Raw genomic sequence first — 17008 nt, forward strand, 5'->3', positions numbered from 1 at the left:
CCCGTCAACGTGCCGTACATGGCGCAAGACGGCGCCAGCCCGCAGGCGCTTGCCAGCGGCATGCTGGTGGGCGACATGCGCGACCCGCGCTACCTGACGCTGAAGCTCACGCGTTCGCTGGCGGTAGAAGCCGTGAACGGCGTGGTGTCTGCCTACAGCGACACCACCGTCGGGCTGGATTCGCCCAAGGGCAGCATCCGCCTGGGCGATATCCACGCCAAGGACGGCATCACCATTACGGTCAGCGCCCAGGGCGGTTCCATCATTGGCACCGATGCGGGCACGCTGGAAAGCGCCGGCCAGGTCAGCCTGGTGGCGGATAAAGACATCGTAGGCAGCACCCGCGACGCCAATGGCATCTATCAGTACGACGCCTCGAAGCATCTGCAACTGAGCCTGTCCGCGGGCCACGCGCTGTATGTGGAAGCGGGCGGCGTGGCGCGCGTGTCGCAGTTGGGCGCGCAGGACTTGAACCTGGTTCTGGCCAATACCAAGGGAACGGCGGCAGGCGGCTCGTCTTACCAGACGGACGCGAACCTGCGCGTGGGCCAGGTGGTGTCGGCCGGCAGCGTGACGTTGAAGGCGGGCTTGTCCATCCTGAACGCCACGTCTGATGGCCAGCGCCAGTACGCCAACGTGGTGCTGTCTGACCTGAGCGCCGCCCAACTGGCGGGCCTGGGGTATGTGCGCGAAGTTGCGCTGATCGCCGGGCAGTCGGTGGGCCTGCTGGGGGCCGACGTATCGCAGGAAGGCACGCCACTCTTGATCAGCGTGTCGGCTGCCGATACGCAAGCCACGGTGCGGGCATCGGCGACGCAGGGCGTCAACCTGTATGGCATGCATGGCTTGCGCTTGGGCGGTATCGATGTGGTCGATGCCGGCGGGGTGCGCGGCGATGTGCGCCTGTATGCGTTGGACGCCATCTTGAACGGCACGGCTTCGGGCCAGGCCGCGATCACGGCGCGCAACGTGTGGCTGGAAACGCTGTCCGGCACCATCGGGGAGCTGGGCTCGCCGCTGTTGACGGATATGTCGGGTTATCTGGTGGCGTCGGCCTTGGAGTCGGTGTCGATCAGCCAGCTGGGCGCGCATGACCTGGTGCTGGCGCGGGTGGAGTCGCGGTCACGCGATGAGGTCCACTTGAGCAGCGCCACCAACATCGTCAACGACAAGACGGCGCATCCGGGCCTGTCCCACACGCGCGGCGATGCGGTCGTGACGGGCGGCAGCCTGTTCTTTGTGGCGGGCGGTTCGGTGGGCGGCTACGTGCAGTCCGACACGGCGGGCGCGGCGGTCAACGACGCGCTGATTGTGGCGTCGGTGGGCGCGCAGTCGACCATCAATGTGCAGGCGGGCGGCGACGTGGCGCTGGTGCAAGTGGGCGCCGCCACCGATGCGCAAGGCGTGTCACAGGCGCTGTCGTTCAACGTGGGCCAGATTGATGCGCGCAACGCGTGGCTCGTGGCGCGCTACGAAGGTGCGCAAGCGGGCTCCTCGGGCGATATCGTTGTGGCGCCGGACGCGGTGATCAGCACCGTGGGCGTGTTGAGCCTGCTGGCGGGCAACAACCTGGTGGTGGCGGGCCGTAGCGGCCTGCAAGCCGGCGGTTTGATCCAGGCCGGCCAGCGCATGAACCTGCGCGTGGACCGCGATGACCGCGGCGCGGCCGGCTACGGCAAGGCCTCGGCGGTGGATATCAACGGCCGCCTGCTGGCGCCTGAGATTTATGTGTACGGCAGCGACGCCGGCAACAACACCATCACCTTCAGCAACACCGCCGACGTTGGCGGCGCGCTGGACGGCAACGGCGCGTTGACGCAAGGCGTCTTGCTGGATATCACGGGCGGTTCGGGTCAAGACCAGATTCTGGTCAACGCGCTGCTGATCAATCAGCAGCAGACCACGGTACGCACCTTGGACGGCGCCGACACGGTCACGTTCGACGCCACGCAGGTGCGCGGCGATGTCACAGTGCTGGCCGCGGCGGGCGACGACGCCGTCACGTTCCAGCAAAGCGATATCACTGGCGCGCTGACGGTAGACGCCGGCGAAGGCGCCAACATCGTGCTGCTGGATACCGTGACGGTGGGCGGCGATACGACGATCACAACCGGCGCGGGCGCAGACCAGATCACGGTGGCAGACAGCAGCCTGACCGGCGCGCTGACGATCTCGGCGGGCGACGGCGACAACACCTTGTTGCTGGATACGAGCATGGTGGGCGGCGATACCGTCATCACCACCGGCTTGGGCCTGGATGCGATTGTGCTGCTGGACAGCGGTTTGACGGGCGCGTTGACGGTGGACGCGGGCGACGGTGACAACGCGGTGCTGCTGAATACCGTGACCGTGGTCGGCGGCGCGACGCTGCTGTCCGGCGCGGGCGCTGACCTGATCACGTTGACGCATAACAATTTCGGCGACGCGGTCTCGGTGCATGCCGGCAGTGGCGACAACGTCGTGCTGCTGGACGTCGTCACCATCGCCGGCGCAACGGTCATCACGGCGGGCGCGGGCGTGGATCAGATCACTGTGCAGCAAAGCGCGCTGACCGGCGCGTTGACGGTGGACGCGGGCGACGGCGACAACGCGGTGCTGCTGGATACCGTGACGGTGGGCGGCGATACGTCCATCACGACCGCCTCGGGCGATGACCTGATCGGGCTCGTGGACAGCGGCCTTGCCGGTTCGCTGACGGTAAGCGCGGGCGAAGGCGACAACGTCGTCGTGCTGCAAGCCTCGACAGTGGGCGGCGATACCACCATCACGGCCGGGTCGGGCGTGGACGAGATTGTCTTGGTGGACTCGGCGCTGATCGGTTCCTTGACCGTGAACGCCGGGGACGGCGACAACATCGTGCTGCTGGATACGGTGACGGTGGGCGGCAGCACCACCATCACCACCGGTGCAGGCGCCGACCTGATCACCCTGTCTGACGCCGATTTCCTGGGTCTGCTGTCTGTGGACGCAGGCGCCGGCGACGACAAGATCTGGATGGCGCGCATTCTATTGGGCGACGGCGCAACCGTGCTGGCGGGCGAGGGCGACGACACTATCTATCTGTCGGCGCGCGCGCTGGCCGGTGGCGTGTCGCTGCATGGCAATGACGGCAACGACCTGATCGTGCTGGATCAACTGCCGTCGCTGACCAGCCAGCAAGGCGCGCCTGGCGTGACCGACCGCGTGGATGTGGATGGCGGCCGGGGTTCGGATCACATCATCGTGAACCTGGCCGAAGCGCTGACGTCCATTGTGATCAACGTGCATGATTCCGACGACAACGGCCATGAAAACCTGTCGGACGTGAACTATCTGACGATCAACGGCACCACACAGGACGAAACCTTCCTGGTGCGCGAACACTTTGTCGCGAAGATCACGCCGCAAGGCGCGGGTTATGCGAATGAGGTGCAGCGCGTGAATTACGACCGCAGCATGACGGGCGGGCTGCGCCTGAATGCGGTCGACGGCGGCAACCGCTTCTATATTGATGACACCAGCACCTATGTGGTCATCGACGGCGGTCTGGGCAGCGATGCGTCCAAGCACAACGAATACCAGGTCGGCCAGCTGTACGCGCTGGACCGCCAGTTCCCGAACGTGGGCGCGGGCGACCAGATCGATACGGTGCAAACCACGCAGGGCTATCTGTCACGCGGCAACCGTTTCGGCCTGACGCTGTACGGCGCGGAAAACAGCAGCAACGTCTTCCGCATCTACAGCAACGCCGCGCCGCTGGCGCTGTTTGGCGGAAAGCGCGATGACGAGTTCATGGTCTACGCGTTCAAGGAAGCGCAGCAACAGCCCAACGGCGAACGCAACTATGTCATCAACGGCGCGGTGTCGATGGATGGCGGCGACGGGATCAATACCTACACCGTGCTGGGCTCGGAAGACGCCGACGCCTTCGTGCTGACGCAGGAAGGCATCCGTGGGGCAGGGCTGAACACCAGCTACCAGAACATTCAGCGCGTCAACCTGGATGCGCGCGAAGGCAACGACCACATCTATGTGCTGTCCACGCGCAGCAATGTCATCACGACCCTGATCGGCGGACGCGATAGCGACACCTTCGATCTGTCGGGCGACGTGGCGGGCAACACCATCGTGACGGGCCGCGGCGGTTCGCGCGACGTGCTCGATGGCGCGCAGCCGGTCAGCATCACGGCGCAGCCGGGCCAGTTGGACGCCAACGGCGGCAATACGCTGTCGCTGGCGATCAATCTGGATGCCAGCGTGCTGCCGCGTCCGGCTTCGGGCCAGGCGTATGTGTCGCTGAGCAGCGCGATGGTGGCGTCCGCCCTGTATGGCTCGCTGACGCAAGGCGTAGGCCTGAACGCGGCGGATTCGATGGCGGCGGCGCTGCAAAGCCTGCAAGGGCGCGGGCTGCTGCTGTCCACCGACGGCGGGCTGACGTGGCACCAAAGCGTGGTGCTGACGTTTGACGCCAACGGTGTCGGCGCGCAAGCGTGGGGCGCCATGCAGCAGGTGCTGGTCAAGGTGGAAGACGGCGCGGGCGCTGGCCTGCCGCCGCTGAGCCTGGCGGGCCTGGACTTGCACCTGTCGGCGTCGCTCTTTACGACGCTGCCCGGCCTGCAAGACGTGGCCTTGCCGCCGATTCTGGTGCGCGTGGCGGACCCGGCCTATGCCGGCCCCGCCAACGAACCGGGCAAGGTGCGCAACCCGCGCGCAAGCGACCAGCCCTTCATCACGGTGGACCCGGTGACGGGCATCAGCTACGCCAATTATGGCGACCAGCCGCATGACGTGTCGGGCATCCAAGGCACGCTGCTGATCGAGGGCGATACGCTGGACCGCCCGGATTACGATGGCGCGCTGCACGCGGGCGTGGGCCTGCCGGGCGAGACCGATGGCGTGCTGGGCGCGCGCAATGACGGCGTGGCGTCTACCGCTCCAGTCAATGACCGCATCCGCATTTTCAATGACGGCACCACGGCCGGCCAGACCGGCATGCAGGACCAGGTCGACAACATGAGTGGCCTGGACCGCGTGTACAGCAACGCGCAAGCGGGCGACTTCGGCCGCATCACCGGGCTGGGCATGACGCCGGGCTTGGGCGGCGCGGGCGGCACGGTGTTGCAGACGAGCCAGGCGGGCGCGCATGTGTTTGACCGCGGCATCGTCTTCCACGGCGTGCAGTCGGTGAACACGATGCTGGGCCAGGGCGACGACACCTACACGGTGCGCCACGCCACGGTTGGCACGGTCACGCTGGTGCAGGGCGGCGGCGGCAATAACCTGCTGGTGGCCGAAGGCAACACGGTGGGCGGCGCGGACCGGCCGGTGCTGCTGTTTGGCTCGACCAGCCAGGACGACGCCTACTACACCGCCTTGCCCGGTCAACGCGTGGCGGGCCAGGCGCTGCACTTTGGAAACGGCGGCAACAACGTGCTGGACGCGCGCACCACCACGCAGGGCGTCATCCTGTACGGCGGCGCGGGCAACGACGTGATCTATGGCGGCTTGGGTAATGACCTGATCGCGGGCGGCGGCGGCAACAACGTCATCCACGCAGGCCAGGGCAACAACATCGTGTTTGGCAATGCCGGCATGAACATCAACCTGGATACGCCGATGAACATGGGCGTGGCGGCGGTGGCCGACCTGCAATCGCTGGCCGCGCTGACGCTGGTGCTGACGCCGCAGCAGGCCGCGGGGCTGGCGGTGGGCGCGTCGGCAGATGGCTTGTCCGCAGGCGCCAACACGATTACGGCGGGCGACGGCAACAACATCGTGTTCGCCAACTTCGGCCGCATCGTGACCGTGGAGCCGGTCAACTACTTGCGCAATCGCGGCGACTTCATTGACGCCGCGGCGCCGGGTGCGGACGCGCGCTATCTGGCGGGCGCCGGCCTGCAACTGCTGGAGACCATCAACCTGCCATCGGGCGGCGTGAACGCCATCACGGTGGGCGCGGGCCGCAACGCGCTGTTTGGCGGCATGGGCGACGACATCATCCGCGCGGTGGGCGCGGGCGGTTTCAACCTGATCGCCGGCGACGGCGCGCGGGCCGTGTTCACCGCCGCAGGCCGCATCGCCCTGTTTGAATCCACCTACCCGTCGGTGGGCGGTTCGGACAGCCTCTATAACAATGGCGAAGGCGTGATGATCGGCGGCATGGGCGCCGACCAGCTGGAAAGCGGCGCGGGCAATAACGTGATGTTCGGCGACAACGGCCGCGTGGTGTTCGTCAACGACCGCTGGAGCCAAATCGAAACGATCGACATCGCGTTGGGCGGCAACGACATCCTGTTGGCGGGCGCGGGCGGCAACTACATGTTGGGCGGCATCGGCTCGGACAGCTTCCGCGGCAGCTTCGCGAAGGACGTGATGGTGGGCGACTTTGCCGCCATCTATATCGAACCGGAGAGCGGCCGCGTGGTGAACCTGACCCGCTTCGGCATGGGCGGCAATACGCCTGACCTGATCACCCGCGCGCTGGAGGATCTGTATTCCTGGAATGGCAACTTCGGCCAATGGCAGCGCCCGGTGTTCGAGCCGCTGCTGACCCGCTCGAATGCGGGCGCGTGGTACCTGCCGGGGCAGCTGGATGCGGTCAACACCATCCGTCTGGGACCGACGGCGCCAGACATCGTGATTGCGCGCCACGACGGCGGGCTTTCCGATTATGCTTCGTCGGGCGCGCCGGACGAGGTGTCCATGCGCACCGATCAAACGGTGCAGGACGGGGGCGGCCAGAGTTATGCCAGCGGCGGGAATCCGGCGTCCATTCCGGTGTCGAAGCCCGCTCCGGCGTCGACCCAGGACGCAGCGCCGCAGGACGCAGCGCCGAAGGACGCAGCACAGCAGGGCGCGGCGGTGTCGGACGCGGATCAGCCGGCTGACAACGTGGCCGCTGCTGAAAGCGCCCATGCAGCCACCCCGGCCGAGCGCGTCGCCATGGCGGCGGGCGTGGGCATCCTGGGCTTGAGCGGTGCGTTGGGCAAGTCGGGCAACGCCACGGTCGTGTTCAATTCAAAAACCAATACCTGGGAGCCGAAGGCCAGCCGCAAGCGCGGACTGAGCGTGCGGCAGCCGGCGCTGACGGAGAGTGGTAGCAAGGATGAATGATGCTGTCGTGCCCGCGCAGGTGAAGCGCGCGGACCTGGCCTGGTGGTCGGCGCTGTCTGCCGCAAGCGACCGCCAGTCTTTCCTGGACGCCTGGCTCGCCTTGCAGGCGGGTCAGCTGCCGGGCGTGCGTCACGCGGCGCTGATCCTGGGCGAGCCGGACACCGGGCCGTTCGAAGCGGTGTCGCAAACCCCGGCGGGCAGCCGCGCAGGCGCGGTGTTCTACAGCGCGGTGGACGAAGCCTTGCAGGGCCGCGAAGTGGCCGTGTCGGCGGATGCCAGCGGGCTGGTCGTGGCGTACCCCATCGTGCTGGGCGGGCGTATCCACGGCGTGGCCGCATTCGAAACCGCCATGCAGGCGCCCGAACCGCTGGTGCAGGCGCTGCGCTGGGGCGCGGGCGTGCTGGAAGCGTGGCTGGTTCAGCATCAGGAAACCGATAGCGCGCAGACGGTCGAACGCCTGATGGTGGTGATCAATTGCGTGGCGCGTTCACTGAAGGAAGGGCAGTTCAAGGATGTAGCGCTGACGCTGGTCACCGACTTGGCGACGCGGCTGGAATGCGACCGGGTCAGCATCGGCTTCCGGCAGGATGGCCGCAGCAAGGTGTATGCCTTGTCGCACAGCAGCCGGCTGGTGCAGAACATGAATCTGGTGCGCAGCGTGGCCGAGGCCATGGACGAAGCCATCGACCAGAATTCGACCTTGTGCGTGCCGCAGGACGAAGGCCGCACCATCCAACTGCGCGCGCACCAGAAGCTTGCGCGCGAATTCGGCAACCGCAACGTGCTGACGGTGCCGTTCGCGCCCGATGGCGACGCGCGCGGCGCGCTGGTGTTTGAACGCCCGGACGACCTGCCGTTCGACAAAGCCAGCATCGAACTTTGCCAAAGCGTGGTGCTGCTGGCCGGCCGCGTGCTGTATCAGCGCTTGCAGCAGGAACGCCCGTTCTGGCGCAAGTGGCGCGACGCGGTGCTGCGCGAGTCCGGCCGGTTGCTTGGACCCCGCTACATTGGCCGCAAGCTGGCGGCCGTCGCCGTGGTCGCGATGGTGGCGTTTGCCGTCTTCGCGCACGGCCCGTATCGCATCAGCGCGACGGCCACGGTGCAAGGCGTGGTGCAGCGCGTGCTGGCCGCGCCCTTCGATGGCTATATCAGCGACGCGTCACGCCGCGCGGGCGACGCCGTGAAGCAGGGCGACGCCCTGGCAGCGCTGGACACGCGCGAAACGGAACTGGAACTGCTGCGCGCGGGCAACCTGGAAGTGCAGTACCGCCGGCAAGCCGAAGAGGCATCGGCGCGCGGCGACAGCGCGGCATCCGCCATCGCCCAGGCCCAGGCGCGCCAAGCCATGGCGCAGATTCAGTTTTATCGGGAACAGATCCAGCGCTCGACGTTGCGCGCGCCGTTTGACGGCATCATCGTCAGCGGAGACCTGAGCCAGCAGCTGGGCGAGGCGGTCAAGCGCGGCCAGGAGCTGTTCAAGCTGTCGCCGCCCGATGGCTACCGGCTGTGGCTGGACGTGGAAGACCGCCTGATTGATGACGTGGCCGTGGGCCAGACGGGCCGCGTGGCGTTGGCCGCGATGCCCGACCGGCAGATTCCCTTTACGGTGACGCGCATCGTGCCGCTGGCGCAGGTGCAGGAAGGCAAGACCGTGTTCCGCCTGGAGGCCAGCCTGGAACCCCAGGCGGCGCAGGCGTTGCGCCCGGGCATGGAAGGCGTGGGCCGGATCGATATCGACGAGCGCCGCTACGTCTGGATCTGGACGCACGGATTTTTTGATTGGCTCCGCCTGAAGTGGTGGGGCTGGTTCGGCTGACGAGAAGATGTCTGGTACCGCGCTCTATAGCAATTCCTGGCACCGGGTCAGCACACTGCGCCCGCGGCTGCGTTCGCACATCCATATTCATCGCCACGTGTATCGCGGCGAGGTCTGGTACGTGATGCAGGACCAGAGCAATGGCGAATTTCATCGTTACACGCCCGAAGCCAATCTGCTGATCAGCCTGATGGACGGGCGCCGCACGGTGCAGGAGATCTGGGAAATTGCCTGCGGCCAGCTGGATGACGACGCCATGCCGCAAGATGAAGTTATCCGGCTGATGGCGCAGCTGCATCGCGCCGACGTGCTGACGACCGACCGCGCGCCCGACGTGCGCGACCTGGTCGAACGCCGCAAGCGTCAGCGCATGCAGAAGATCAAGCAATACATCGGCAACCCCAGCGCGCTGAAGATGCCGCTGGTGGACCCCGACCGCTGGCTGACGCGCACGCTGCCTGCGTATCGCTGGCTGTTCACGTGGGTGGGCGCGCTGTTGTGGCTGGCGGTGGTGGCGGCCGGCACGGCGCTGGGCGCCATGCATTGGCAGACGCTGACCCACAACATCTGGGATCAGGTGTTTTCCACGGGCAATGTGCTGGCCATGGCGCTGGTGTATCCGGTGGTGAAGGCCATCCACGAGCTGGGCCATGCCTGCGCGGTGAAGGCGCGCGGGGGCGAGGTGCATGAGATTGGCCTGATGTTCCTGCTGCTGGTGCCCATTCCGTATGTGGATGCGTCCGCGGCATCCGCCTTTGCCGATAAGCGCTGGCGGATGCTGGTGGGCGGCGCGGGCATTTTGGTGGAGCTGTTCCTGGCGGCGGTTGCGATGATTGCGTGGACGCAGCTGGAGCCAGGGCTGGGCCGGTCGCTGGCCTATACCGTCATCATCCTGTGCGGCATGTCGACGCTGTTCATGAATGGCAATCCGCTGCTGCGCTATGACGGCTATTACGTGCTGTCTGACGCCATCGAAATTCCCAACCTGGGGCAGCGGGCCAACGGCTATCTGGGCTATCTGTTCAAGCGCTATGCGCTGGGGCTGCGCGGCGTGGAAGCCCCGCGCGCGACGCCGGGCGAACGCGCCTGGTTCGTGGGCTATGCGCTGCTGTCGTTCTGCTACCGCATGTTCATCATGTTCCTGGCCATCTTCATCATGGCCGGGCAGTTCTTCTTCTTTGGCGTCTTGCTGGCCATGTGGGCGCTGTTCAACACAATCGTGATGCCGCTGTGGCGGCTGGGCCGGCAGTTCTATGCCGACCCGCAGATCCAGGCGCATCGCCTGCGCTCGTACGCCATCTGTGCGCTGTGCATCGCGGGCATCGTCGGGCTGGTGGGTGCGGTGCCGATGCCGTCGTCCACCGATACCGAAGGCGTGGTGTGGGTGCCGCCCACGGCGCAGGTGCGGGCGCCGGTGGCCGGCTTCGTGCGCGCGCGGCAGGCGGCCGATGATGCGCCGGTGGGGCTGGGCGCCCCATTGATGGCGCTGGAAAACGATGAACTTATCCGCCGCGACGCCATGCTGGCCGCGCAGGTGGATGAATACCAGGCGCGTTATGTGCAGGCCTACGCGCAGAACCAGGTGCAGGCGGCCATCATGCGCCATCAATGGACCAGCTTGCAGACCGAGCGCCGCGCCATCCAGGAACAGGTGCAGGCGCAGCAGGTGCGCAGCCCGCACGCGGGCCGCTATGTGTCGGCGCAGCCCGAGGACATGACGGGCCGCTATGTGCAGCGCGGTGAATTGCTGGGCTATGTGCTGACCGATGCCGAGACCGTGCGCGTGGTGGTGCCGCAGTCGAGCCTGGAGCGCATCCACCGGTCGCTCAAGGATGTGCGCGTGCGGCTGGTGCAGGACAGCGGGCAGGAGTTCGTCGCCCAGATTGCGCGCGAAGTGCCGGCTGCGACCGACGAGCTGCCCAGCCTGGCGCTGAGCTTGCAGGGCGGCGGCAGCATAGGCGTGGACCCGCGCAAGTCGCAGGAAGGGCGGGCGAAGTCGTCCGAGAACCTGTTCGTGATGGACTTGCGTTTGCCCGACGACGCGCCGCGTGCGTACTTGGGCGCGCGCGTGTATGTGAAGTTCTCGCACGAGCCGCGGCCCCTTGCGCTGCAAGCGTATGACGCCGTCCGGCAGATGGTCTTGCGCCAGTTCCGCTTGTGATGCGCGCGCCCTGACATGCACGCCTTCGCTACCTTGAACCCCGACCCGCTCTATCCTGAAAAGGAGAGCGAGCGGCATCCGAACAAGCTCGAAGCCTGGGGTACGGCCGCGTTGCGCTGGCTGGGCAGAAAGCGCCGGCAGCCGCTGTCGCGCACCCGCCGCATCGTGGCCCGCGTGCACCGCGAAACCGAGGCGTTGGGCGACATCGACCTGGCCGGCGTGCGCCGGCGCGCCGACGAAATTGCCTACGACTTGCGCTGCAACGGCATCACGCCCGCCAGCGCGGCACGCGCCTTTGCGCTGATCCGGCAGGCGGGCCGGCTGACGGTGGGCAAGGCGCATTTTGATGTGCAGCTGATGGGCGGCTGGGCCATGCTGCAAGGCATGGTCGCCGAAATGAACACGGGCGAAGGCAAGACGCTGACCGCCACGCTGCCCGCCGCCACCGTCGCCATGGCGGGGCTGCCCGTGCATGTGATCACCACCAACGACTATCTGGTCGAGCGCGATGCGCAGATCATGGGCCCCATCTACGAAGCGCTGGGCCTGTCGGTGGCGTGGGTCAGCATGGAAATGGACATCCCCACGCGGCGCAAGGCGTATCAGGCGGACGTGGTGTATTGCTCGAACAAGACGCTGGTGTTCGACTACCTGCGTGACCTGATCGTGCTGGACGGCGGCAAGGACGAAGACGCGCTGCGTTTGGAACGGCTGCGGGGCGAACAGGGGCGGCTGGCGCAGCTGTATCTGCGCGGCTTGTGCTTCGCCATTGTGGACGAGGCCGACAGCGTGCTGGTGGATGAAGCGCGCACGCCGCTGATCATTTCGGGCGTGCAGGAAGACGACACCACCGACGTCACGCGCCAGGCCATGGAACTGGCGGGTGCGCTGGACCCCGCGCACTACCGGTTGCTGCGCGGCGAACGCCGGGTGACGCTGACCGAGCTGGGCCGCGAACATCTGCGCGCCGAATGCGCCGCCTTGCCCGCGCCCTGGAGCATTCCGTTTCGCCGCGAAGAGCTGGTGCTAAGCGCGTTGACGGTGCTGCACATGTACCGGCTGGACGAGCAATACATCATCCGCGACGAGAAAATCATGGTGGTGGACGAGTTCACCGGGCGCGTGATGCCGGACCGGTCTTGGGGCCAGGGCTTGCACCAGATGCTGGAGCACAAGGAAGGGCTGGCGCTGAGCGAACCGCGTTCCACGTTAAAGAGCATCAGCTACCAGCGCTTTTTCAAACACTATCTGCTGCTGTCGGGCATGACGGGCACCGCGGCGGAAATCCGTTCCGAGCTGGGCCGTGTGTATGACCTGCCGGTGGTGCGCATTCCCACGCATCGCCGCTCGCGCCGCCGTCATGCGCCCGATGCGGTGTACGCCACCTTGAACGAAAAGTGGGCCGCCGTCTGCGACCGCACCCGCGTTCTGCACGCGCAAGGCGTGCCGGTGCTGATCGGCACACGTTCGGTGGCGGCGTCGGAACAGGTGGCTGAGGTGTTGCTCCAAGCCGGACTGCCTGCGGTGGTGCTGAACGCCAAGCAGGACGCGGACGAGGCCGACATGATTGCGCAGGCCGGCCAGATGGGCAGCATCATGATCGCCACCAATATGGCCGGACGCGGCACCGACATTCCGCTGTCCGACGCCGCGCGGGACGCGGGCGGGCTGCACGTGATTCTGACCGAACGGCACGAGTCGGCCCGCATCGACCGCCAATTGGAAGGCCGCTGCGGCCGCCAGGGCGACCCCGGCCACGTCGAAGCCATTCTGTCTTGGGAAGACGCGGTGCTGGATAGCGTGGCGGGCAAGGCATGGGCGAAGCCTGCGCAATTGCTGCGTGCCATGGGCGGCCATGGTGTGGCGGCCCGCTGGCTGCGCTACGCCCAGGCCCGCACGGAAAAGAAACTGGCCCGCGAGCGCCGCCATATGGTGGCCGCGGATGAAGAACTTGAAAATTCCTTGTCCTTTTCCGGGCAGGGGGATTGATCTCTACAAACCTATGACACATCGCCTACGTTTCTTTTGCCTTGGTCTATCTGGTCTATTCAGCGGCCTGATCGCAAGCGCCGCCGTCACCGCGCAGGGCCTGCCGCCCGATGCGCGGCTGCCGGTGCTGGCGGAACCCGCCTTGTCTTCACCGGCCGACACGTTGCAAACCCCGATGGCCTGCCTGATCGAACCCTTTCAGGTGTCAGAGCTGGGCAGCGCGTCGGCAGGGGTGTTGAGCAATGTGCTGGTACAGCGCGGCGACGTGGTGAAAAAAGGCCAGGTGGTGGCCGAACTGAACACCAGCGTGGACGAAGCCACATTGGGCCTGCGCCGCGCCGAAGCGGCCTACCTGGGCCGTGTCGTCGACCGCAATGCAGACCTTTTCAAGCGCCAATTGCTGCCCGCAGGCGACTACGACGAAATGACCTCGCGCAGCCGGCAAGCGCAGCTGCAAGTGGCGCTGCAACAGGCGATTCTGGCCGAACGCAGCATCAAGAGCCCATTTGATGGGGTGGTTGCCGAGCGCTACGCCGGGCCGGGCGACCGCGTCAACGACAACAAGATCGTGAAGCTGGCGCAGATCAATCCCTTGCTGGTCAAGGTGGTGGTGCCGGAAGGCTTGTACGGCCAGATCAAGGCGGATGCGGCCGCGCAGGTGACGGTGAATGCCGCCATCAGCGACAAGCCGCTGCAAGGCAAGGTATGGCGTATCGACCGGGTGATGGATGCGGCCAGCGGCACGTTCACCGTGCTGCTGCGCGTGCCGAACGAGGGCAACACGATCCCCTCGGGCATCCGGTGCTCGGTCAAGTTCTGAACTCGCGCCCGGCGCGGGAGCGCTAAGCGCGCGGGTGCTGCAAGCCGGCTAACCGCCGCGGTGGCCGCCGTGGTAACGCGGCGCGGACAGGTTGCGCGGGCTGTCTTTATGCTGCGCGCTGGCCATGGCCTTGCGGCGCGCTTCTTCTTGCTGATGCTCGGCGCGGACGCGATCTTTATCGGCGTGCGGGGGCGTGGGCGTGTCGGCGGCAGGCGCCGATTGCGGATGCGTCGTGCGGGAAGTCGGGGACGTCATGGTGCGACCCTCTCAAGGTGACGCGGCATATGCCGTGCAACTACGTTACGCCTGGCGCGGCGGGGCTTCCAGCGGTCAATTGCAACAGGCCGCACAGGTCGGACCCCGCCTGCGGCGTATAGCCGGTAGACTGGCGAACGCCGCCGTGCTGATTGTCAGGACGCGGCGCTAATCAGACGCCGGCCCAAGCGGGAGGCCCGGCGCGCATTACCAGGGGCTTTTACGACCATGAAAATAAAAAAACTCATAGAAGAACGGCGCCAGGGCGACCGGGCGGCCGTTCGCGAACGCGCCGATCCGTCCGAGGCCGAAGCGCTTGCCGCGCTGGATCAATTGGACGGCGCAGAGTTCAGTTCCATCGCGTTTGTGACCGAAGACGAAACCGTCATGGCGGTGGGAGGCGGCGCGGGCACGTTCGTGGTGTCAATCACGCTGGACGACGACGCGCGCATCTATACGCTGATTGATCCGTCGCGCTCGGAAGATCACGATGAAGACGTGGTGGTGGGCGGCCAGTCAGGCAGCTACCAGCAATATCAATGCGTGAGCCGCGAGCTGGCCGCGGCGGCCATCCTGTACTTCCAACAAGAAGGCGCGCCGTCGCCGGAGTTGAAGTGGGTCAGCGAATAGACTAGGCGGCGCGCGCTGCCCGTTCGACAGCGCCGCCAGCTTGACGCGCACGATGCAAGCGACGCGGACGTTCTAGATGACGCGCACGTTCTAGACAACGCGCGTCAGCACTTTCTCTTCCCGGAACCAGCCGTCCAGGTTGGCCACCATCAGGTCGGCCATGGCGCGGCGGGTTTCGTGCGTGCCGCTGGCGATGTGCGGCAGCAGCACGACGTTGTCCATCGCGTTGAACGCGTCCGGGGTGGCGGGTTCGTGTTCGAACACGTCCAGGCCCGCACCGGCGATACGCTTGCCCTGCAAGGCGCTGACCAGCGCGGCTTCGTCTACGACGGTGCCGCGCGCGATGTTGATCAGCCAGCCTTTCGCGCCCAGCGCGTCCAGCACGCGCGCGTTCACCATGTGGCGCGTGGCGGCGCCGCCCGGCACGGCCAGCACCAGAAAGTCGCACTCGGCGGCCAGTGTTTCGATGTCCGGCACGTAGCGGTACTCCGCGGGGGCGTCGGCGCGCGGCTTGCGGTTCGTGTACAGAATTTCCATATCAAAGGCGGCAGCGCGGCGTGCGATCTGCAAGCCGATATTGCCCAGGCCGACAATGCCGCAGCGCTTGCCGCTCATGCGGGTGCCCAGCGGAAAACCTTCATTGGGCCAGCGGCCGGCGCGCACGAAACGGTCGGCTTCGGCGATGCGGCGCGGCGCGGCCAGCATCAAGGCCAACGCGGTGTCGGCCACGCAGGCGTCCAGCACGCCCGGCGTGTTCGTGACGACCACGCCGCGTTCTTTGGCGGCGGCCAGGTCGATGGTGTCGTAGCCCACGCCAAAACTGAAAATGCCTTCCAGCGCGGGCAGTGCGTTGATCAATTCGCGCGTGGCGCCAAAGCGGCCGCTGGTGGCGATGCCGCGTATGGACGCGCCGTGTTCGCGCAGCAGCGCGTTGGCGTCGGCGGCTTCCCACAGGCGATGCACGTGGTAGCGCGACTCAAGGTCCGCCACCAGATCAGGCAGCAAGGGGCCGACCATCAGCAGGTGGGCGGCGGAGGAAGGCAGGGAATCTGTCATGGATACGGCTTAATCGGAAAGGGCGGGTTGAGTTGGCCCGGAGACCGGGCCGCCGGGGGTAGGTCAATTAGTTTGAATATTGCGGGTCTTGATGATCTGCCCGTAGCGCGCGCGTTCGCTTGCGGCCAGCGCTTGCAACTGCTGCGGGGTGGAGCCGTGCGCCACGGCGCCTTGCGACTCCAGCTTGGTTTTCATGGCGGGGTCGGCGGTGATGTCGCGAATCGCTTGCGACAGCTTTTCAATGACGGCAGGCGGCGTGCCGGCGGGCGCCAGCACGGCCGTCCACGAACCCGATTGCGCGTTCTTCACCCCGGCTTCGTCGATGGTCGGCACGTCCGGCATGGCGGGCGAGCGCGTTGCGCCCGTGACCGCCAGCGCACGCAGCTTGCCGCCGGTGACGTATGGCATGGTCTCCAGCACGGACGCGAACAGCATGTCGACGCGTCCGGCCATCAGGTCGGTCATGGCGGGGCCGCCACCCTTATAGGGCACGTGCATCAAATCCACGCCGGTTGCCTGCTGGAAGATTTCGCCCGACAAGTGCGGCGCCCCGCCCGTGCCGGAACTGGCAAACGTGTGCTTGCCCGGTTCAGCTTTGGCCAGCTTGACCAGGTCCGCCACGTTCTTGGCAGGCAGGTTGGTCGGCACGACCAGTACGAAAGGCAGGTCCGAGAACAATGACACCGGCGCGAACGCGGTGGCCGGGTCGGAATGCAATTTGTAGATCCATGGGTTGATCGCCAGCATGCCCGAGTTGGCGAACAGCAGCGTGTAGCCATCAGCCTGCGAACGCGCGACCAGATCGGCGGCGATCTGCCCGCCCGCGCCCGGGCGGTTGTCTACCACCACCGACGACGCGAGCTTGTCGCCTAGCGCGGCCGCCAACAGACGCGCCGAAATATCCGTGCCGCCGCCTGGCGAAAACGGCACGATCAGATTGATCGGCCGTTCGGGGTAGCCAGCCGCGTGGGCGCTCCAGGGCAACGCGGCGGTGGCGGCCAGGGCCAGCGCCGCGGCGATGAGCCGGACGCGGGGTCGGGCGATGGGGGTTGTCTCCATGTCTCTTCTCTTTTTTGGGTGAGTTTTGGGTTGGCCCGCGGCTTGCGCCGCGAAAACTTCGTGCTGCGGTGATGCTCCTTTGGGTCTTGCGGGCCGGTGTGCGGCCTTTTTTTCGGAGTATAGAAACGGC

Annotated in this window: 9 protein-coding genes (1 of these 9 only partly in view); 6 read left to right on the top strand and 3 right to left on the bottom strand. The window is 66.6% G+C overall.

All coding sequences use genetic code 11. The annotated features are described in order from the left end of the window. The 5 genes in view from ACFZAI_RS14170 to ACFZAI_RS14190 are tightly spaced (at most 15 nt apart) and all read left to right on the top strand, a layout consistent with a single transcriptional unit that may run on beyond the window. Positions 1-7092, top strand: partial view of a DUF4347 domain-containing protein gene (locus ACFZAI_RS14170; protein WP_391567454.1) — the end only. 24981 nt of this gene lie to the left of the window's left edge; 7092 of the gene's 32073 nt are visible here — the last part of the coding sequence; its start codon lies beyond the left edge, outside the window; it ends in the stop codon at positions 7090-7092. Continuing rightward, complete coding sequence (locus tag ACFZAI_RS14175) at positions 7085-8908, top strand: efflux RND transporter periplasmic adaptor subunit (RefSeq protein WP_391567455.1); 1824 nt, start codon at positions 7085-7087, stop codon at positions 8906-8908. The genes ACFZAI_RS14170 and ACFZAI_RS14175 overlap by 8 nt, the downstream gene beginning before the upstream one ends. 7 nt (positions 8909-8915) lie before the next feature. After that, positions 8916-11069: a hypothetical protein gene (locus ACFZAI_RS14180; RefSeq protein WP_391567456.1), complete on the top strand. Its 2154-nt coding sequence runs from the start codon at positions 8916-8918 to the stop codon at positions 11067-11069. A 15-nt stretch (positions 11070-11084) separates the two neighbouring features. Beyond that, the gene (locus ACFZAI_RS14185; RefSeq protein WP_391567457.1) at positions 11085-13058 is read left to right on the top strand and encodes a preprotein translocase subunit SecA; all 1974 of its coding nucleotides are present in this window, start codon (positions 11085-11087) and stop codon (positions 13056-13058) included. A gap of 13 nt (positions 13059-13071) precedes the next feature. Continuing rightward, on the top strand, positions 13072-13878 hold the full coding sequence (locus tag ACFZAI_RS14190) for an efflux RND transporter periplasmic adaptor subunit (protein ID WP_391567458.1): 807 nt from the start codon (positions 13072-13074) through the stop codon (positions 13876-13878). A 48-nt stretch (positions 13879-13926) separates the two neighbouring features. Here ACFZAI_RS14190 and ACFZAI_RS14195 read toward each other — a convergent pair whose 3' ends face one another. Continuing rightward, entirely contained in the window at positions 13927-14133 is a 207-nt protein-coding gene (locus tag ACFZAI_RS14195; protein WP_391567459.1) for a hypothetical protein, read from the bottom strand. Between the two features lie 228 nt (positions 14134-14361). On the opposite strand from ACFZAI_RS14195, the gene ACFZAI_RS14200 reads away from it, so the two are divergent. Beyond that, entirely contained in the window at positions 14362-14763 is a 402-nt protein-coding gene (locus tag ACFZAI_RS14200; protein WP_391567460.1) for a hypothetical protein, read from the top strand. A 90-nt stretch (positions 14764-14853) separates the two neighbouring features. Here the strand turns inward: ACFZAI_RS14200 and ACFZAI_RS14205 are convergent, their stop codons facing one another. Together ACFZAI_RS14205 and ACFZAI_RS14210 are read right to left on the bottom strand one after the other, a co-directional pair. Next, positions 14854-15819 carry a 2-hydroxyacid dehydrogenase gene (locus ACFZAI_RS14205; protein WP_391567461.1) on the bottom strand — a complete coding sequence of 322 codons (966 nt, stop codon included), beginning with the start codon at positions 15817-15819 and terminating at the stop codon, positions 14854-14856. Between the two features lie 63 nt (positions 15820-15882). After that, the gene (locus ACFZAI_RS14210) at positions 15883-16878 is read right to left on the bottom strand and encodes a Bug family tripartite tricarboxylate transporter substrate binding protein (protein WP_391567462.1); all 996 of its coding nucleotides are present in this window, start codon (positions 16876-16878) and stop codon (positions 15883-15885) included. Positions 16879-17008: the final 130 nt, after the last annotated feature.

The organism is Achromobacter sp. NPDC008082 (genome assembly GCF_042957345.1).
Taxonomy (GTDB): Bacteria; Pseudomonadota; Gammaproteobacteria; order Burkholderiales; family Burkholderiaceae_B; genus Achromobacter; species Achromobacter kerstersii_A.